Source organism: Methylobacterium sp. 285MFTsu5.1, assembly GCF_000383455.1.
Taxonomy (GTDB): domain Bacteria; phylum Pseudomonadota; class Alphaproteobacteria; order Rhizobiales; family Beijerinckiaceae; genus Methylobacterium.
In genome coordinates this window covers 28,260-45,407 of sequence record NZ_KB911297.1, presented here as the reverse complement: position 1 = coordinate 45,407, position 17,148 = coordinate 28,260, and the positions used below count along the sequence as shown (strand labels likewise).

21 protein-coding genes are annotated in these 17,148 nt (G+C 67.0%); 3 read left to right on the top strand and 18 right to left on the bottom strand.

Annotated features, from left to right (window positions below; translation table 11 throughout):
* The first annotated feature begins 2 nt into the window (after nucleotides 1–2).
* The 3 genes from parA (at nucleotide 3) to H288_RS0127240 (ending at nucleotide 1,870) form a co-directional block, all read left to right on the top strand.
* Nucleotides 3–662 (top strand): ParA family partition ATPase, encoded by a 660-nt coding sequence (gene parA, locus H288_RS0127250; RefSeq protein WP_020095741.1) that lies wholly within the window; start codon nucleotides 3–5, stop codon nucleotides 660–662.
* The gene (locus tag H288_RS0127245) at nucleotides 655–918 is read left to right on the top strand and encodes a ribbon-helix-helix domain-containing protein (protein ID WP_158684251.1); all 264 of its coding nucleotides are present in this window, start codon (nucleotides 655–657) and stop codon (nucleotides 916–918) included. Before parA ends, H288_RS0127245 begins: the two co-directional genes overlap by 8 nt.
* A 262-nt stretch (nucleotides 919–1,180) precedes the next feature.
* A complete protein-coding gene (locus tag H288_RS0127240) occupies nucleotides 1,181–1,870 on the top strand; it encodes a helix-turn-helix domain-containing protein (protein ID WP_020095739.1) in 690 nt (229 codons plus the stop codon).
* On the opposite strand, the gene H288_RS0127235 is transcribed toward H288_RS0127240, so the two are convergent.
* The 18 genes from H288_RS0127235 to H288_RS0127145 form a co-directional block, all read right to left on the bottom strand.
* Nucleotides 1,852–2,199 carry a hypothetical protein gene (locus H288_RS0127235; RefSeq protein WP_158684250.1) on the bottom strand — a complete coding sequence of 116 codons (348 nt, stop codon included), beginning with the start codon at nucleotides 2,197–2,199 and terminating at the stop codon, nucleotides 1,852–1,854. The genes H288_RS0127240 and H288_RS0127235 overlap by 19 nt on opposite strands.
* 50 nt (nucleotides 2,200–2,249) lie before the next feature.
* On the bottom strand, nucleotides 2,250–2,756 hold the full coding sequence (locus H288_RS0127230; protein WP_020095737.1) for a hypothetical protein: 507 nt from the start codon (nucleotides 2,754–2,756) through the stop codon (nucleotides 2,250–2,252).
* A gap of 50 nt (nucleotides 2,757–2,806) precedes the next feature.
* Nucleotides 2,807–3,058, bottom strand: a complete 252-nt coding sequence (locus H288_RS0127225) for a hypothetical protein (protein WP_158684249.1) — start codon at nucleotides 3,056–3,058, stop codon at nucleotides 2,807–2,809.
* A gap of 17 nt (nucleotides 3,059–3,075) precedes the next feature.
* On the bottom strand, nucleotides 3,076–6,117 hold the full coding sequence (locus H288_RS0127220) for a DUF927 domain-containing protein (RefSeq protein WP_020095735.1): 3,042 nt from the start codon (nucleotides 6,115–6,117) through the stop codon (nucleotides 3,076–3,078).
* 82 nt (nucleotides 6,118–6,199) lie between these two features.
* A complete protein-coding gene (locus H288_RS34885) occupies nucleotides 6,200–7,423 on the bottom strand; it encodes a hypothetical protein (protein ID WP_051123787.1) in 1,224 nt (407 codons plus the stop codon).
* 58 nt (nucleotides 7,424–7,481) lie between these two features.
* A complete protein-coding gene (locus tag H288_RS0127210; protein ID WP_020095734.1) occupies nucleotides 7,482–7,898 on the bottom strand; it encodes a hypothetical protein in 417 nt (138 codons plus the stop codon).
* Between the two features lie 20 nt (nucleotides 7,899–7,918).
* Nucleotides 7,919–9,493 carry a DEAD/DEAH box helicase gene (locus H288_RS0127205; RefSeq protein WP_020095733.1) on the bottom strand — a complete coding sequence of 525 codons (1,575 nt, stop codon included), beginning with the start codon at nucleotides 9,491–9,493 and terminating at the stop codon, nucleotides 7,919–7,921.
* Entirely contained in the window at nucleotides 9,490–9,807 is a 318-nt protein-coding gene (locus H288_RS32900; protein WP_020095732.1) for a hypothetical protein, read from the bottom strand. The genes H288_RS0127205 and H288_RS32900 overlap by 4 nt, the downstream gene beginning before the upstream one ends.
* The gene (locus tag H288_RS0127195; RefSeq protein WP_158684248.1) at nucleotides 9,804–10,046 is read right to left on the bottom strand and encodes a hypothetical protein; all 243 of its coding nucleotides are present in this window, start codon (nucleotides 10,044–10,046) and stop codon (nucleotides 9,804–9,806) included. Before H288_RS0127195 ends, H288_RS32900 begins: the two co-directional genes overlap by 4 nt.
* Nucleotides 10,047–10,315: 269 nt before the next feature.
* Complete coding sequence (locus H288_RS0127190) at nucleotides 10,316–11,065, bottom strand: PD-(D/E)XK nuclease family protein (protein ID WP_020095730.1); 750 nt, start codon at nucleotides 11,063–11,065, stop codon at nucleotides 10,316–10,318.
* A gap of 14 nt (nucleotides 11,066–11,079) precedes the next feature.
* On the bottom strand, nucleotides 11,080–11,286 hold the full coding sequence (locus H288_RS0127185; RefSeq protein WP_158684247.1) for a hypothetical protein: 207 nt from the start codon (nucleotides 11,284–11,286) through the stop codon (nucleotides 11,080–11,082).
* 372 nt (nucleotides 11,287–11,658) lie between these two features.
* Complete coding sequence (locus tag H288_RS0127180) at nucleotides 11,659–11,961, bottom strand: hypothetical protein (protein ID WP_020095728.1); 303 nt, start codon at nucleotides 11,959–11,961, stop codon at nucleotides 11,659–11,661.
* Between the two features lie 26 nt (nucleotides 11,962–11,987).
* Nucleotides 11,988–13,760 carry a DNA polymerase gene (locus H288_RS0127175; RefSeq protein WP_158684246.1) on the bottom strand — a complete coding sequence of 591 codons (1,773 nt, stop codon included), beginning with the start codon at nucleotides 13,758–13,760 and terminating at the stop codon, nucleotides 11,988–11,990.
* Nucleotides 13,761–14,087: 327 nt separating this feature from the next.
* Nucleotides 14,088–14,732, bottom strand: coding sequence for a hypothetical protein (locus H288_RS0127165; protein ID WP_020095725.1), 645 nt, complete (start codon nucleotides 14,730–14,732; stop codon nucleotides 14,088–14,090).
* Nucleotides 14,733–14,909: 177 nt separating this feature from the next.
* A complete protein-coding gene (locus H288_RS0127160; protein WP_020095724.1) occupies nucleotides 14,910–15,167 on the bottom strand; it encodes a hypothetical protein in 258 nt (85 codons plus the stop codon).
* 174 nt (nucleotides 15,168–15,341) lie between these two features.
* The gene (locus H288_RS0127150; RefSeq protein WP_020095722.1) at nucleotides 15,342–15,683 is read right to left on the bottom strand and encodes a hypothetical protein; all 342 of its coding nucleotides are present in this window, start codon (nucleotides 15,681–15,683) and stop codon (nucleotides 15,342–15,344) included.
* Nucleotides 15,680–15,883, bottom strand: a complete 204-nt coding sequence (locus tag H288_RS35280; RefSeq protein ID WP_158684245.1) for a hypothetical protein — start codon at nucleotides 15,881–15,883, stop codon at nucleotides 15,680–15,682. Before H288_RS35280 ends, H288_RS0127150 begins: the two co-directional genes overlap by 4 nt.
* An 8-nt stretch (nucleotides 15,884–15,891) precedes the next feature.
* Complete coding sequence (locus tag H288_RS0127145) at nucleotides 15,892–17,118, bottom strand: VWA-like domain-containing protein (protein WP_020095721.1); 1,227 nt, start codon at nucleotides 17,116–17,118, stop codon at nucleotides 15,892–15,894.
* Between the last annotated feature and the right edge of the window lie 30 nt (nucleotides 17,119–17,148).

Sequence of the window (17,148 nt, the reverse complement as noted above, 5' to 3'; positions counted from 1 at the left end):
CCATGAAGACGATAGCGGTCATCTCCCAGAAGGGCGGATCGGGCAAGACGACGATCGCGCTGCATCTGGCGGTCGCGGCCACCGAGGCCGGCCTCGCCACGGCGGTCGTCGACCTCGATCCCCAGGCCAGCGCCACGAAGTGGGGCGACACCCGCGAGCAGCCGCCGGACGTGGTCTCGGCCCAGGCCGAGCGCCTGCAGGAGATGCTCGACGCCGCGCGCGACAACGGCGCGGACCTCGTCGTGGTGGACACGGCACCCAACGCCGACCGGGCCTCGCTGCTGGCGATGCGCGCCGCCGACCTGATCCTGATCCCCTGCCGGCCGGCCCGGTTCGACCTCGAGGCGATCGCCGCGACGCTGGAGCTGTCCGAGATCGCCCGCAAGGAGCCGTTCGTCGTGCTTTCGTGCGCGCCGGTGCGCTCGGCCCTCGTGGGCGAGGCCAGCTCCGACCTTGAGGGTCGCGGCGCCCGGATCGCTCCCGTCGTCATCCACCAGCGCGTCGCCTACAGCCACGCCGTGATCGACGGTCGGACAGCCACCGAGTTCGAGCCCGAGGGCAAGGCGGCCGAGGAGGCGTGGGACCTCCTCATGTGGGCGTGCGGGCGTGTGGGGCTATCGGCGCGCCGGCCTGTAGGCACAGTGGGAGGAGACGATGAGTAAGCGAGCGACCCTGTTCACCCGCAAGGGGGCGGCACCAGAAGCCTTACCGGAGCCGGTAACCGTGCCGGCCAAGACCACCCAGCACCGGGTCGCCAGCACCCGCATCGGCAAGCGTAACCTGACCGCCTACGTCGACGAGGAGACCTTCCGGCAGTTCAAGGTGCTGGCCGCCAAGGAGGACACCACGATCCAGGATCTGCTGGTCGAGGGGGTCAACGCCGTGTTCGAGCGCCGGCGGATTACACGCTCAGCGTGAGGGGGTCACGTTGACTTGACCGTGGGACTCGGCCGACATGGGCCCCCTTAACAGGAGATGACCGCCGCGAGCTGATCCCTGAAACGACTACGGGCCCCCCAGCGCCAACTGGAGAGCCCGCGAAATCGAGGTGGCCTGATAGGGGCCGGTCAACACCCCCTACAGGCCACACGGCGCCCTCGGCGTCAAGATGGAACCCCGGTTCCGTCGACGATGAAGTCGTGCCTGGACCCGGACCGCGGCCCGCTGGGGACCGTGAACGATGGTGGCTGCCGAGATCCGGCGGGCCATAGAGGGCTGCGCGCGTGGGGACCTCCCCGGCGTGACGGCGCTGCTGTGGCGCGCGTTCGGGGATGGAGGGGTGTCGGAGGCGGAAGCCGCCGAGCTGTCCGCGCTGATCGAGAATCGCACGCTCGTCGTGCCGGCAGAGAGGGCGCTCCCGCGCGTGGGCTCGAGGCCCCGATCCGGCGAGAGCATGGCGCGCCGCCGGCGCTGGGCGGCGGCCGGGCGGATGCCCCCCGGAATAGCAGCCCGCTTCACCCTGGCGGAACAGGCCGCGCTCGCCGTCGTCGCCCAGGAGGCTACCCAGCGGGGTAGCTGCGCGCTCAGCATCGGGCACATCGCGGCGGCCGCCGGGGTATCCGAGAGCACGGTGCGCAACGCCCTGAGATTCGCGCGCCTGGCCGGCCTGGTCACGGTCGAGGAGCGCCGGGTCGCGCGTTACCGCAACGACACGAACGTCGTGAGAATCGTCGATGCCGCCTGGATGGCCTGGCTCAGGTTGGCCCGGAGTGGGTGCAAATCCCCGCAGGGCACGTCTACTGGTTGTTCTAGGTCTGTGGATTCGGTGCGTCGGCACGGCCGGAAGGGCTGCCGGCAAGAGGGCGGTGATGGGTGCAGCGTTGGTGTTCGCCGGATTCGCGGTGGGGGCGGTCACCCTGAAACGGGGTGACCGCGAGGAGGGTCCGCTGGTGTGGATCGCCTTCGGGCTGATCGCCGCCGGGCTGTGGATGCTGAACGCGTAGGCTTGTAGCCGTAGCGCCGCTCCAGCAGCCGGACGGCGAACTTCATCGAGTTGACGTTGGCGTAGCCGAATCTGGTCGCCACCTCCTGGCGCTGCCCGCGCTCGGCGCTGTGGTAGGCGTGGAGCAGGCGCAGATTCCGCTCGTCGGTGTGGTGGTGCAGGGGGGTCGGCCGCTCGTCCCGGCAGTAGCGGGTGACCGTGTCCCGGTCCCGGTCGAACGCCAGCGCCACCGTCTCGGCGCTGTGGGTGCGGAACATCTCCCGCATCTCCTTGACCTCCGACCCCGTCACAGGTCGAACCGTGCCCATCACCCGCGCCCCGCCGTGCCGCGCCTCTCCCGGGCCCGCAGGACCGCCTGCCGGTGCTTGCCCGGGTCGAGGGCCTTCTGCACCGTCGACCTATGCCGGCCGACCATCTTGCCGATCTCGGCGTGCGTGAGCTTGGGATTCTCGGCGGCGATCGCGCGGGCCCTAACCATCCAGGCCGGGTCCTCGATAGTCGCTTTCCGATTTCGGGGGACGTGGTCGGCAGGGAGCTTGCCGAGCGTCTTCGACACCGTGCTCTGGCAGATGCCAAGGCGCCGGGCGATGTCCTGCCGCAGCAGCCCCTCCTCAACCTCCAGGCGCCGCATCTCGGCCTTCACCTCGGGCTTGATGTTCGGGCCGCGGCGCGACTTGGACCGCTTGGCGTCTTCGATGGCCGGGCGGGTGCTCTCGACCACGGCGAGCTTCGGGCGTGGCTTGCGGACCGGGGGCGGCTCCCAGCCGGCATAGGGGATCAGTCGGCGCTTCGGCGCGGTCGCTGGGTGGGGCATTAGGACCTCAGTGGTGGGTGAGGGTGTGGTGGTGTTACCGGCCAGGTAAGTCAGGCCCGGAGCAGGAATCGCGCGATCGCCTTCGGGTCACCGTCGAGCCGGGTCCATCGGTCGATCAGAGCTTCATCCGAGGCGCGCCCTCGGAAGGTGGACACGAGGGTCAATCCCTCGATGTCCCCCAGCGCCCGGTGCAGGTCGGCAATGGACGACGCGCGCGGGTTTATCGTGAGCGCCTTGCTGAGCAGAGCGACGAAGATCTCGTCACGCCGCCTCTCAGGCAACTCACGGAGCACTTCCTGCATCGTGATCCCGGGCCGGCTCATGGCGTTACCGCCGCGGCCGGCGCCGTCCCATCGAACTCGTGCAGGTCGACCAGCGTCTGCCCGCCCAAGTCCACCTCGATGACGTCCTGGCGCATCTGCGCGAGCACGGAGCCCGAGCCCAGGATCGCGGTGGTGCGGCGGGCGGAGAACTGGCCCTTGAGCGCCTCGACCACGAGGTGGGGCGAGTAGCCCTTGTGGGCGAGCCAGTCGCGGAACACCGTGTTGGAGATCCGCATCAGCTTGTTGGACACGCCGATCTGCACGTGGATGCCGTCGAGGCGGGCCGGGTCCGACAGGACCTTGATCGAGCCCGCCGGCGGCCGGCCAGCGCCGACGTGCATCCGGTCCGTCACCAGGGTGTGCCGGCCCTGCTGGGCGGCCAGGAACTGCTGGAGGACCGTCGAGATGGCCTCCGGCGAGCGCATGTCCACCGGCTGGGCCGAGCGGTTCTCCCGCATGGCCGTCATGGTCCCGGTCAGGAACTGCAGGAGGCCGGCCACGTCGAACTGGGTCAGGCCCAGTTCGTTCGCGTACCGGGCGCCGAGCACACAGCAGGTCAGGCCGGCGATCCAGAACCGCTCGTCCGGGGTCGCCTTGAGCTTGGCCGTCAGCTTGTCCTGCAGCTCGGCTACCTCGCGGGTAACCCGCTCGTGGTTGGCCCCCAGGAACTTCGCGAAGGCGAGGCCCGCCTGCCCGAAGTTGTCCTGGGTCTTGCCGACCAGCCGAGCGACCACGCCGTGGGCGTCGACGTTGAGCGCCGCCGGCGGCACCCGGAACTCGAGCACCCGGTAGATGCCCGCGGTGGTGGTCTTGGTCTGCCGGACGATCGGGTCGATCAGGCTGTCGTTCGAGGCGGACACCAGCATGGTCTGCCAGCTACCCATGGCCCGGTAGCCCGCATCCGCACTCAAACGGGACTTCTCCTTGCCCGAGCTTAACTGGAACGCTAAGTTTACGAACTTGGACGTCTGCTCGTCGCCCTTGATCTCGTCCCAGAACAGGGGCAGCGAGCGCAGCTCGCCGACCTTCTTGAGCACGGAGTTCTCGGTATCGCTGAGCATCTGCATCGCGGTCTGGGGGTTGCCCCACACGGACTGCGCGACCTTGAGGGCGGTCGACTTACCGATGCCGCTCTCGGTCGAGTAGGCGGACAGGATGACGCCCGCCTCGTTGCAGAACTTCATCAGCGGCGCGCCGAACGCCGAGGCGATGATGGTGTCGAGCGCCGGGCGCTTCTGGCCGTTGATGTAGGCGGCCGCGTCGATCCAGGGCTGCAGGTCGCCGCGGGGGCGGTACTGGACCTCGGTCTGGGGGTTGGGCGCGGAAGCCGGCTTGTCGCCCGTCGGGGTCCACACCCGGCCGGCGTAGGCGAAGCCGTCGAGCTTGTTCCCGACGGTGACCCATCCGAAGGGCGCGGAGGAAACCACGCCCTCGGCCATGGATTGGAGCTTGGTGATCCAGGCCAAGAGATACTCCTGTAGGAGGGCAGAATGGCTTTTCTGAACCGCGACACCTTGGCGGCCCAAGTATTTGGCGAAGTCACGGCCCTGCAGATGCTCTTGGAGGATGGAGATCTGCGTGTCCTTCTGGGAGTTACCCAGCCGGGTAGAGAAGTGGAGCGTCCAGGGGTCGTCCTGCAGCCAGCCCGTGTGAAGGCTGTATGGGAGGACGAGACGCTGCTCGGCGGTGCCGTTTTCGTCCACGACGATCTTGAACACGAGGTTCCGGGCGTTGCGGGTGTAGCCGTCGGGAACGTCGTCCACCTTGAGCGCCGGGGCGCCCGGGAAACCCGGGGCGATCACCACGCCGGCCGGTGATACGCCCATGGCCGCGGCGGCCTGCACGGTCGCCACGGTCTGCTTGCCGTAGTTGAGCGGGCTCTTGCCCATCGCGGCCATCGGGCAGGTCGCGCAGTTGGTGCAGCCCGAACCCTGAATGGTCGAGCAGCTCGGCCAGCCGATGTTGCGCTCCTGCTTCTCCCGGAGCTTGCGGTCGTAGAGCTCGTCCGTGGAGGCGTGGGTGTAGCCCGGGTGGCCCATTGCCATCCGGTGTGCCTGGGCCCGGCCGTCCTTGCCGTCGCCGCCCATGCCGAAGGTCGCGAGCAGGGTGGTGAGGTTCCAGAGCGGGTTCGACAACGAGGAACCGCCAGAAACCAGCGCGTCCCGCACAAATCCGCACGTATCCGCCACGGAATCCAGATCCACCGGCGGCCGGGCGATCGCCTCCGCGATGCCGGCGGTGAACTCGTCGTTGAGGCCGGGCATCTGGGCGGCGCGTGGCGCCATGCCGGGGGTCGCGCCGGTGAAGGCCAGCACCTGGGCTCCCATGAACGGGGCCAGCGCCGCCTGCAGGTCCTCGACGGCGTAGTCGCCGGGCTGCACCGACTTTACCCCGAGGGTAACCGGGAGCGGGTCGCCCTTCTTCCAGTTGAGCGTGCCCGGCACCCGCAGGACGCGGGCGGCGTCGATGGTGCACTGGGTGTCGCATTTCAGGCCGTGGCGGCGGGTCGCCTCCACGAGCGCCTGGGCCATCGGCTGCCACTCCTCGCGGCCCATGGTGCGGCTGACGCACCAGTAGACGTGCACGCCGCCCGTGCCGGACGCCACGGCCATGGTGGGCTGGGGCAGGCCGGTCGCCTGGATGAAGTCCCGCAGCGCCGTGATCGCGTCCTTGGTCGAGGCGTAGGCCTTGTCCAGCTCGTCCGGCTTCACGTCGAGGTCGAGGAACAGCGACTTGAGCCCGACCGCGGTGTGCGTGCCCTTGATCGCCTTGCGGTAGGAGAACCGCCCGCCGGCGGCGACCTTGTCCTCGCACGTGGCCTGGGCCGACATGCAGACGTAGATGTCCCGGATGTCGGGCTTGCCGACGGCCCACTTCAGCGTCTTGAGGGTCTCGTCCAGCGTCGAGTGTGCCCGGCCCTGCCAGTACGGCTTGCCGTTGTTCGGGTTCAGCTTCGCGGAGGTCCAATGGATGTTGACGAATGCGCCCTCAACCCACGGCACCACGCGCGACAGGTAGGCCTGTGCTTGATCCAGCATTTCCCGGGTGTCCCGTGACAGTCGAGAAGGGCCGGGGAGGTGATCCCCGACCCTGTGGTGGTGGCGGTGACTGTGCTGGGGATCAGCCCAGGAGGCCGTCGAGCAGGTTGTCGAAGTCGGCCGGGGCGGCGACGGCGGCCGCGGCGGTGCCGGGCGCCGGGGTCTCGGAGACGATCACCGCGTCCTCGACCGCCGGCTTGGCGGCCTCGGTGGCAGCGACGGTCGCGGCCGGCGCCGCGGCGCCCATGGCGGCCCGCATCTCGGCCTCGACGCGAGCGCGGATCTCCGCCTCCATCTTGGCGCGGGCCTGGGCCTCGGCGGTCTCCTGGGCAGCCTGACGGGCAGCGTCCTCGGCGGCGCGCTTGGCCGCGGCCTCAGCTGCCGCCTTGGCGGCGTTCTGCTGCCGGACCAGCTCCTGAGCCTCAGCGACCGCCGCTGCCGCCTGGGGGCTCGTCTGGGCAGCCTGGGGCGGCGTCTGGACCGCGGCCGTGGCCTGCTGGCTCACGGTCGGCGCCGGCGCCGCGGCACCGGGCTGCTCCCAGCTCACGCCACCGGCCTGTTGCTCGGGGGCGGCCGCCGGGATCTCGGTGGCCTCGGACAGGATGCGGGCGACGCGCGGGTCGGAGCGCAGGGCCACGATCTCGGCGGCCTCGGCCTCGGACAGCGGGCGGACCTCCTTGAACGTCAGCTTCGGGTAGGCCTCCTGCGGGTCGAACGCGACCTTGGTGACGATCGCCGGCACCGGGAAGCCGTTGCGGCTCATGCGCTCGGCGTAGTCCTTGAAGGCGCCCAGCGTCGCCGCCGGGATGCGCAGCAGCACCGGGCCGCCGAACATGTCGAAGTTGCCGGCCGGCACGATGGCGACGCGCTTGGAGTCGGAGCACGCCTTGGCCTGCTTACCCGCGTCGGTAATCTTCGAGCCGAACTGGTTCATCGGGCAGGTGGCGCAGGCGTTGGACACCTTCTGCTCCACCGCGGCGTCGGGGCGCAGGCCGTCGGACGACCAGCACGAGGGCTTCTCGTTGGCGCCGTCGGTGTAGCCGTTCGGGTAGTAGACCTTGGTGAGGTTGGCGGTGGCCTTCACCAGCACGACCTCGAGGCTGAACATCGGGTCGCCGTTCGGCTGGGTGAGGAGGCGCTCCTCGCCGCGCTCCTTCACGTGCCAGGTCTTGCCGCGGATCGACAGGACCGGGAAGCCGAGGACGATGCCGCCGCCGAACTCGTCGTTCATGCCGGGGGCGGACGCCATGCCGGCGAAGGCAGCCGGCAGCTGACCGAAGGAGGCCTGGTTCACGAGAGCGTTCATGGGGTAACCTTTGGGTTCTACTCGGTGGGGGTGGGGTTTCGTATCGGTGTAAGTCCCGTCAGGATCGACGGACGCCGACCTCGAAGGACTGGGAGAAGTTGACGCCGGGTGGTGGTGCCGCGGACTGCTCGACGAAGTCTGCGACGGCCGGCGCGTTGGCCTTGAAATCGACTAGGTCCCAGGCGCCGTTCGCGAGAACGAACTTCCGGAACTCCTCGATGTCCTGGATCGTAGCCGATCTCTTGGTGGTGCGGTAGACCGTTCCGACGCCCTTGGTCGCCGAACTGTCGCTGCCCACGGTGTTGAGGTGGCGGAGAAACATGCCCTCCAGAACCTCCTTGGCCTCGTTGTAGGGGGCCAGCTCGGCCTTGTGCCGGTCCTTGATCGCCTTGATCTTGTCCCGCAGCTGCAGGTACTTCGCGATGTAGACCCCGAGGTCGACGACCTGTGGTGGTGGTGGGGTGTGAGCGTTCAAGAGTTTACCTCCTGTGGTAACTATTCGCTGGCCCCAGCGAACATATCGAGCAGGTTATCCTGCGTCTTTTGCTTATCCCGAAGTCTAGCATACATCCGCTTCTCGGCGGAAGTGCCTTGAAACATCAGAATTTGCTGCTTCTTGGTCTGCCCAATGCGGCGGATACGGGCGTTCGCTTGGTCGAAGATCTCAAGCGACGTCGTGGGTCCGAACCACACGATGGTGTCGGCGGCGGTTAGGGTGAGGCCGTGGCTCATCGTGGCCGGGTGGGCGGCGATCACCTTGTACTTCGACGTGCCCTGGAAGGCCGCGAAGATGCCGTCCCGGTCGCCCTTAGGAGTGGAGCCGTCGATGATAGCGGCCTCGATCTCCTCACGCGCCAGCGCCTCCTTGATGCCGGCGAGCGCGTGGGTGAAGGGGGCGAAGACGATCACCTTCTCCGAGGTCGAGTTGACCGCGTCGATCAGCGCCTCGATGCGGGCCTCGTTGTCGAGGGTGTGGACCACCTTCTCGATACCCGCCTCGGTAACCTCCTTGCCGTAGACGTACCCGAGGGACACCTGCAGCAGCTTGGAAAGCACCGCGCCGGCGTTGGCCGCCGTGACCTCGCCCTTGTCGATCGCCGCGTAGGCGTGCTTGCGCAGGGTCTCGTAGATCTCGCCCTGGCGCTTGCCCAGCTCGACGTCGACCGTGCGCTCGATCAGGTCCGGCAGCTCGGTTACGTCCTCCAGGGAGTAGCGCACCGCCGGCTGCATCACCTTGAACACCCGCTCGGTGGCATCCTCCTTGGGGGCATGCTTGAAGGTGGCGACCTTGTTCATCACCTCGTCGCGGAACCGACCGAAGTACTTCGGCACGGTGTGGGGGGTGACGATGATGCACTGGCCCCAGGCGTCGGTCGGGGCCTGCGGGGTCGGCGTGCCGGTGAGCCCCCACACCCACTGCCGGTCCTTGGTGATCCGGCGCGCGATCTTGTTCCGGTTGGACGAGCCGTTCCGAAAGGCGCTGATCTCGTCGATGCACACCACGTCGATGTCCGGCCGGTCGACCAGGGCGCCGGCGATGACACCCAGGCCGTCGGGGTTCACGACGTAGATATCGTGCTCCTCGGCGAGCCGCTTGAGGCGCTTGCGCTTATCGCCGTGCAGGACCGACACCGACAGGTGTGGGAGCGTGCGGAACACCTCCCGGGCCCACACGAAGTTGAGGGTCGAGAGCGGCGCCACCACGAGCATCCGCCGGGCGAGCCCCTCCTGACGCAGGAAGTCGTAGGCCCACAGGGTGCTCTTGGTCTTGCCCGTGCCCATGCCGTTCAGCACGTAGGCGCGGGTGTTGGTGGTCAGCAGCTCGGCGGTCTTCTTCTGCACCTCGAAGGGGGTGAACCCCTGCGCGTCCGGCCATGCGTAGTGGTGCATGATCGGGGCAGGTGCCTCGATGCCGACGTTCCGCAGGAGCTTCGTCTCCACGAAGCCGTGGGGCAGGACCAGAGTCGGGTTACCCTGGAAGGTAACGCGCTTGGCGTCGGGGAAGAGGTTGGCGATGTCCTCCCGCAGGGGGACGCCCATCATCTTGTGGGCCTTGCTGATCTGGATCACGGGACGGCCCCTCGGGCGAGCTGCGCTGCGAGCCACACGTCCAGAGCCTGCAGGACGGGGCTCTCGATGCTGTCGATGGTGAACACGCGACCGCCGGCACGCTCGACGCGGGCGGCGCACTGGTTTTGGCGGTCCGTGCGTTTCTTGCCGGGCCGCTTCGTCTCGATCATGAAGAACGTGCCGTTCGCGCACCCGACATAATCCAGCATGCTCTCCCCGTACCCGTTGGGTACTGGCATGTTGTAGTAGACGCGCGGCTCGTACTTCTTGAGAACCTTGGTGGTGGCCTGCTTGACCTTGCCCTCGGGCGTCATGCGAGCAGCCTCAACTTGGACAGGATCTCGCGGGTCGGGAAGGCGCCATCGAGGGTCGGCTCGGTTCGCAGGACCTTCGCCTTCGTGATCTCGTCGTCGAGATGGCCGTAGGCGACCTGCCAGTAGGTGCGGGTGTCCATCGCCCACTTCTGGATCCCGATCACCCGCACTTCGGTGCCGCCGATCTCGGTGTTGATGGCGTGGATGATCGACGGGTAGTTGTCGTGAACCATTCTCATGCGAGCAGTCCAATCTTGGCTTTGAATAGTGATGTCGGGAAGTACCGGTTATTCTCAGCCGGGCATTTAATGACGTGCCGTTGTCCGTGGTAGAATATAACCGCCACCATGAATGTTACTGAGAACGTGTCAGGCTGTTTAAAAGCCTGTATGTCTTCGATATATGCTTTGTCAGGCAGGAAGGACGTGAGTGCCTGCTTTAGGCCCGTCCACCCAGTGTTGTTTCCGTGGTCGTGCCACTCGTTACCCCAGGTGGTAACCGCCACAGCTCACTCCCCGTGGTGCGGGCAGACGTGAACAGGGCACCAGCGCCGGCACAAGGCGCCGGGCTTGGCGGGGAACAGGGTGTTCTCGTGGGCGTGCTTGAGGGTGTGGACCTTCGGCAGGATCCCGGCCCACATCTTCGGCATGTCGGCTCGGGAGTAGTCCGCCCGGCTCTCGGCGTCCTCCTTCAGCCAGATGAACTGGGACCGGACGCGCTGGACCTCGGGGTGGTGGGCGAACACACAGGCCGCCATCAGCGCCAGCTGCTGGCTGTCCTCGACGATCTTGCCCGTCTTCCAGTCGATGATGAGGGCGACCGGCCCGACGACCTTGATGACGTCCCCGATCCCGCGGAACCACGCCGGCGCGGCGTCGGTGCCGAACCATGTGGTGGGTCCGAAGCTCTCCGTGATAGCGAGCTTCTGCTCGACCAGCATCTTGGCCTGGGGGTGGGCCGCCTCGAACGCCTTGGTGTTGGCGTGGCCGACCAGGATCTTCTGGCACCAGGCCTCGAGTTCCTCCCGGTAGACGGTGGTCGCCGGCAGGGGCTTGCCGGCATCGATGCGCTTGGCGGCCGCGTCGTGGAGCAGGTTGCCCTGCTTGAGGTTCTCGCTCTCCTCTTCCTTGATGTCCTTGTTGACGTCGATGTGCCAGTAGCGCTTCGGGCACGAATCGAAGTTCTTGATCTTGGAGTAGGACCAAGCGAAAGGTTTGGCACGCGCTGGGCGTGACCGTGTGGTGGTGACGACGGTCATGGCGTTCCTGATTGTTATGCTGTGAGCAGCTTGATCTTGGAGATCAGCTTGTCGCTCGGGAACATCTCGCGCTCATCGGTGAGCGTGATTGGCTCGCCCTCGTTGATGGCGAACACGATTACCTGGGTGGGTAACTCTTCGACGGCGCAGACCCGGAACCCCTTGCCGCCGCCGCCGAAGGTCAGCAGCTGGCCGCGCGTTCCCAGGAAGCGAAGGCGCATCTCGAGCATCTCCCACGGCGTGGGGCCCATCATGCTGTCGCGTCGCGGTGGGGTCGGCTGCTGACCCAGAACTGTAGGCGAACCTGCTAGAGGATCGATCTTGAAATGCCCATTCTGCAGGGCAAGATGCTTCCAAGCATCTGACAAATTACTCATGCAGAAATGCCCCTCACGTGAAGGTTGGGCAGCTGGGTGGGGCTTACCGGGTGGTGGCCGGTGCGTTCACAGGTGAAAGGGGCGGTGGACCGAAATCCACCGCCAGAGTCCACAGGGAGGAAACGCCAACGGAGCCGGGGAAGGGCCTCGTCGAAGCGAGATCTAATCTAGCCCCTGCCGCCCTTCTGTCAACCAATACTTTACCATAACTAGGATCTACTGACTCGCTTCCAAACCCCATCGAGCCCGAATGGAACTGACCGAAAGTCCGGTTTCCCTGGCCTCATCCTTGGCCGCACGCTCCAGGCGGTGCCGGGCCTGATAGACCCGGTTCTTCGCCGCCAGCTCGTCCGGGGGTGTGACGGCCCGATGCTTCTTCGACAGGCGCCGGTTGCGGGCCCGGTACTTGCCCACGTCCACCGTGCTCTCCTGGGTCGTGACCCGCACCTCGCAGTCGGTGCAGACCCGGCGGCGTACGACGATGGTCGGGTCATCCTTGTGGGGGCGGCTGTCCACCACGCGGGTCTCCGCTCCGCACCGGCACTTCACTTCGCGTCTCCGTAGTTGAGCCCGACGTCGCCCTCCGCGGCGAGCGGGATGGCCGGGCCCCAGGCCGGCGGGGTGGACAGGAAGGCGATGAGCGCGTCCCGGAACTCGCGGGCCGGCCCGAACACGTGGGTTTTGGTCTTGCCGTTGTGGAGCTGCTCGAACTCCAGCCGGCCCGGCACCACGTAGATGAGCTCGTCGTGGACCTGATGGGCCATGCGGAAGCGCGGGAACTCCTTGCGCAGCCGCAGCGCCGCCTCGAAGTTGCACACCCGGGCCAGCGCCTGGGTGAGGTTCTCGAGGAAGGTGCCGCCCCAGAGGAACTTGATCCGCTTGCCGTTGCGGAACACCCACTGCCCGCCCCGCGGCGTTACCTCCTGGGTAAGCTTCGGGTAGTAGAGGCTCAGGCCGTTCGGCAGGATCACCTCCTGGTGCCGAACCTCGCACGGCCCGAACATCGCCCGAGGATCGCCGTGGGCCATCTGCGGGATGAGCGCGTCGAGCGTCTTCCAGGCCTTGGGGATCTGGGCGAACCCCTTGCGGTAGCCGTCGACCACGGCGCCGGCACCCTCGATGCCGAGGTCGATCTCCTCGCCGAGCTGGAGCCGGCTGTCCGACTTCACCTTGGTGTAGAACTTCGGCTTGCCCATGCCGTAGCCGAGCCCGAGGATCGCCTGCTTGCCGACGAACCGCTCCTTGGGGTGGTCCTTCTTGTTGACCGGCCGGTGGTAGACGTGCTGGCCGGCGAAGTTGGAGTAGATGTCCTCGTTGCGGGCGAAGGACGCCACGAGGTCGTCCTGACCGGCCTGCCAGGCCACCAGGCGGGCCTCGATCTGGGAGGCGTCGGCGACGACCACGACGTAACCGTCGGGCGCCTCCAGGGAGGACCGCAGGGGCGAGCCCCGCCCCAGGTTCTGCATGTTGAGCTGCCAGTCCCCACTGAGCCGGTGGGTGTGGGCACCCGAGTACTTGAGCGGGATCGGCATCCACCCACTGCCCAGGTTACCGGGCCAGGTAAGCTGGGAGATGGTCAGGAGGCGCTGGGTGCGGGTCTCCTCAAGCGTCGACTTGAAGCCCAGCCGGGCGGCGACCAGGGCCTGCACGTCCGGGTTGGGGTGCTCGTCCAGGGACGCCATGAAGGCGTCGGTCTTGGCGAAGGCGTAGGTGGCCTTGCCTGTGGTTGGGGAGGTCTTGGTCTCCGGCTCCACGCCGAGGGCGCGCAGGGCGTCGGCGAACTTGTCGTTGGACATGAGGTCGTCCTTCGACATGATGCCGGTGCGTGCGAGCAGGTCCTGCTTGGCGGCTTTGACGGTGTTGAGGTGGACCGCCAGGAGGTCTTGGTTGAGCTTGAACCGCGGCGTGATAGCGGCGCGCAGTACCATGTCCATGACCAATAGTTCCTGCGGCGGGAAATCTTTACGAAACCGCTTCCAGATCTCCCGGCACAGGTCGCCGTCGTTGCACGCGTAGCGGGCGTACGCATCCCAGAGGCCAGCAGACTTGATGTCGGCCTTCCTCATGCCGATGACTTTGCCGATGGTGTCGCCCTTCACGCCAATGCCTAGGTGCTTGGCGACAGACGCCAACGACACGGACCCTGTAAAGGCGTTCACCTTCGCGCGAGCGATGCCCATCGTGTCAATCATCAGGTCCGGCACGATGCCGAACCGCCAGGCCAACAGGCACATGTCGAACAGTGCGTTGTGGCTGATAACTACGAACTTCTCGCCCCGACGCTGTGCATCCCGCTTACCGATCAGGTAACTCTTCAATCCGTCCTCTTCGACGAAGTACGATGTGCCGGCGTCACCCTCGGTAATAGAGCAGCCTATACACTCAAAACGAGGATCCAAAATATACTCGACCGGCGTCATCTTACGCAGGGAGTAGTCGGCACTATAGAATGTCTCGAAGTCGAGCACACTGTATTGCGGAAGCATAGGGGCCTCAGAGGTGGGTTTGACTCTCCCCAAAGGCGGGCGTATATGACGCTCAACCTTTGCCCCTCACGGGGTTGGGCTACTCCTGGGTGGGAGTTCGGGGGAGCGGCTGTGGTGGTCTGCTCCCCCATTTATTTGCGCTACTGCAAACGCTTGGGCTCAGCCTGGGAATATAAGCTGGCAGTGCTTGCCGGGGTCCCAGGGTCGTTCCGGCGTCGTGAACTTCGCCATCGACAGGCGAACTGCGCCGGCGTCGGCAGCTGAGGTCCGCTCCTCGGTCTCGGGGTAGAGCAGGCCCTTGGCGATGATAGCGGACGCCGACCGGCAGGCCTCGGCGAGCGGCTTCTCCACGCGTGGGATGCCGGCCGGCGGTTTGTAGGCGCGCAGCTTGTCCGCCTTGCCGCGCACCTTGTCGTCCTCGGAAAGGGCGAGCAGGCCCACGATCGAGGGCCAGAAGTAGCGGACCTGGGCCGGCGTCGAGCAGCGGCGGTTGAGCTCGTAGAAGACCTGATTGGCGAAGCACCAGTCCCGGCCGACCTTCACGCGCCACTTGACCCATGACGCGAGCTTCTTGCGGGGCTCGCCCTCGGGGTCGCCGTAGACCTCCTGGCCGACGTAGGTGGGGAAGGGGAAGCCGGGGTTCTCGCGGGAGACCGCCAGCTCGACCTCGACGTTGACCTGCGCGCCCTTGCCGGCGGGGTCGTCGACCATGAGGGTGGCCGTGTCGCCGCTCGAATTGCCGAACAGCTCGCGGGCGTCCTCGACCGCTTGGAAGTGCTCGGGTCGCACCAGCAGCGACTTCATGTCGTCATGCGTAAGGGTGCAGGCTTTGTGGGCGATGGCTCGACTGTATAGGCGAGCGATCACAGAGTGCACGGATGCACTCTGCTTGTCCGGAAAGGCAGACATGGGTTGGCAACCTTCGTGACTACTTGGGTGGGGTGGGTATAAGCGGGGTGGTGGACCCGCCGGTGGATCACATTACCCTTCCGGGTAAGCGAGGGCTAGTAGCTTCGCGCGCAGTTCCAGCGTGTCACTGCAGGGGATGATCTCGGAGTTCCGGTTCAGGTGCAGGCCCGGCTCGCGCATGACGGCGATCCGGTACACCCCCTCATGGGTCTCCGAGTCCACGGCGAACACCTCGATGCCGGACGGCAGGAGGATCCGCTTGTGCGGCATGTAGGAGGCGCCGCACTCGTCCCCGTACTGGATGGGCCACCAGGGGTCACGTTTGGCCACTGGCAGGCTCCGCGGGCTTCGGGGGAGGGAAGGCGCCGTGGGCGCGGTGCTGGGCCAGGACGTCCCATATCGCGTCCACGAAGCTGCTGCCCTCCTCCCAGGTGATGCGGCCGGCCTGGACGGCTTCGGTCCAGGCTTTGACCAGGGGTGGCAGGTGGGCCGGTGATAGCGCGGTCATCCGGTCAGCTCCTCACAGATCAGGGCGGCGCGGGCAATGCGCGCCTCGTGGGCGGCCCAGAGCTTCCGCATACGCCGGCGCCGCGGGTTCTTGCTCGCCGGGTAGACCCGGATGCAGGGGGTGTCCTTGGGTGCCTTGCAGGCGGGGCATGCGACCCGGCGCGCCAGGGCGTTGGGGTCGGGCTGGGGCGGGGTGCGCCCTGTGTTGGCGGCCCCGTACCCTGCGGTCAGCACCGACGACTTCCCGGCGCGCCGGGGGTACACGATGGATGAGAAATCCAGCTTCGCTACCTCGTCGTAGATGTCCTGCATCTGGCTCGGCAGTGACTTGCCCATCATGGCTGGTACTTGAGGGATGCGCGGGAGATCCGCTCGGGGTGGGGCTTGTCGAGCCGGCGCCAGGGGAAGGAGCCGCGCCGGCACCGATGGCTCTTGGCCGCCCCGCACTTGGGGCAGGCCACTTCCTTCGCCAGGATCTCGCAGGTGGGTCGGCTGGACAGGAAGTCCGGCGCCTGCGGGGCTCTGTATGCTCCGCCCATGGCTTACCTCACCCGGTAACCTGGGGGATCTGGACGACCTCGCCCCAGGGGTACTTCGCGTCCTCGTAGATCGAGCCCCAGATCACCGGGTACTTCGGCTCGGTCGGCGGGAACACGCCCAGGCCGTCCGTGAGGTACACGAGCGCGTCGGGCTGGATGCGCTGGTCGAACACCTCTTGGAACACCGGCTCGAACGACGTGCCGCCCCCGCCCGGCGCCTTCTTGGCACGCAGCTGGTTGAGGTCGGACATGTCCTCAAGGGTGTCGGTGCGATGCACCTTGGCGTCGCACCAGATGACGATGAGCTGGCGCGGGTTCAGGTCCTCGAGGATGCCGCCCATCTCGCCGAAGAAGTGCGCGAGCGTCTGCTGGCCGATCGAGCCAGACGTGTCGACGCCGACCACGATGGTGTCGCAGCCGTAGCCGGACCGGCCCGGGGAGACGATGCGGTGCTTGCGGGTGATGAGTCGGCGGTCCGGCCGGCGCCAGTCGTTGCCGCCCGAGCCGATCTTCCTCGCAAAGAGCGCTCGGATGTGATCCTGCCAGTTCACCTTGGGATCGAGCATCTCGCCCAGCGCGCGCTCCAGGGCGGCAGGGAGGTTGCCCTGGGCCTTGGCGGAGGCCAGCGCCGCGGCGATCTCCGTCTTCCAGACCTGCTCGTTGCGGTCCTGCGCGGCCTGCGCCGCCGGCGTGCCGTCGCCGGTGCCCGGGTCGAGGTGCTGGTCGAAGTTCTCGGGGAGGTTCTGCTCCTTGTAGATCGCCCGGTAGATGTCGAGCGAGGGCATCTCCGTGGTGTACTTCTTGTCGTAGCACCCGACCTTGGGCATCTGCCCGATGCCGGCGTCGACCAGCATGGCGTTGATGAAGTAGTCGAGCGCCACGTTCATGGCCCGGTCGTTGTAGGGCAGGACCTTACCGTCGGGGTAACGGACCTCATTCTTGACCCGGCAGCCGTGCAGCCACTCGCAGTGCCCGAACATGGCGTGCGCCACCTCGTGGCCCAGGACGAACACCCGCTCGGCGAGCGTCATGGTCAGGAAGGTGTCGGGGTTGAGGAAGATGTGCGTGCCGTCGGTCGCCGCGATCGGGACGTCGGTCGTGAAGCGCGCCGTCTCGCCGTTGTGTGATAGCAACGTGTAGAGCAGATGGCTGAACGCCGGGCAGTTGTAGAGGAAGGTGGTGCGCGTCTCCGTCCAGGCGCGCTGCTGCTTACGGTCGAGGGTGGCAGTCTGCATTGGGGTATTCCTCTGTGTGGTGGTGAGGAA

What these genes read in the sequence shown, in the direction of transcription:
- parA (WP_020095741.1), top strand. Translation starts at nt 3, where the DNA reads ATGAAGACGATAGCGGTCATCTCCCAGAAGGGCGGATCGGGCAAGACG.
- H288_RS0127245 (WP_158684251.1), top strand. Translation starts at nt 655, where the DNA reads ATGAGTAAGCGAGCGACCCTGTTCACCCGCAAGGGGGCGGCACCAGAA.
- H288_RS0127240 (WP_020095739.1), top strand. Translation starts at nt 1,181, where the DNA reads ATGGTGGCTGCCGAGATCCGGCGGGCCATAGAGGGCTGCGCGCGTGGG.
- H288_RS0127235 (WP_158684250.1), bottom strand. Translation starts at nt 2,199, where the DNA reads ATGTTCCGCACCCACAGCGCCGAGACGGTGGCGCTGGCGTTCGACCGG.
- H288_RS0127230 (WP_020095737.1), bottom strand. Translation starts at nt 2,756, where the DNA reads ATGCCCCACCCAGCGACCGCGCCGAAGCGCCGACTGATCCCCTATGCC.
- H288_RS0127225 (WP_158684249.1), bottom strand. Translation starts at nt 3,058, where the DNA reads ATGCAGGAAGTGCTCCGTGAGTTGCCTGAGAGGCGGCGTGACGAGATC.
- H288_RS0127220 (WP_020095735.1), bottom strand. Translation starts at nt 6,117, where the DNA reads ATGCTGGATCAAGCACAGGCCTACCTGTCGCGCGTGGTGCCGTGGGTT.
- H288_RS34885 (WP_051123787.1), bottom strand. Translation starts at nt 7,423, where the DNA reads ATGAACGCTCTCGTGAACCAGGCCTCCTTCGGTCAGCTGCCGGCTGCC.
- H288_RS32900 (WP_020095732.1), bottom strand. Translation starts at nt 9,807, where the DNA reads ATGACGCCCGAGGGCAAGGTCAAGCAGGCCACCACCAAGGTTCTCAAG.
- H288_RS0127195 (WP_158684248.1), bottom strand. Translation starts at nt 10,046, where the DNA reads ATGAGAATGGTTCACGACAACTACCCGTCGATCATCCACGCCATCAAC.
- H288_RS0127190 (WP_020095730.1), bottom strand. Translation starts at nt 11,065, where the DNA reads ATGACCGTCGTCACCACCACACGGTCACGCCCAGCGCGTGCCAAACCT.
- H288_RS0127185 (WP_158684247.1), bottom strand. Translation starts at nt 11,286, where the DNA reads ATGCGCCTTCGCTTCCTGGGAACGCGCGGCCAGCTGCTGACCTTCGGC.
- H288_RS0127165 (WP_020095725.1), bottom strand. Translation starts at nt 14,732, where the DNA reads ATGAAGTCGCTGCTGGTGCGACCCGAGCACTTCCAAGCGGTCGAGGAC.
- H288_RS0127150 (WP_020095722.1), bottom strand. Translation starts at nt 15,683, where the DNA reads ATGATGGGCAAGTCACTGCCGAGCCAGATGCAGGACATCTACGACGAG.
- H288_RS35280 (WP_158684245.1), bottom strand. Translation starts at nt 15,883, where the DNA reads ATGGGCGGAGCATACAGAGCCCCGCAGGCGCCGGACTTCCTGTCCAGC.
- H288_RS0127145 (WP_020095721.1), bottom strand. Translation starts at nt 17,118, where the DNA reads ATGCAGACTGCCACCCTCGACCGTAAGCAGCAGCGCGCCTGGACGGAG.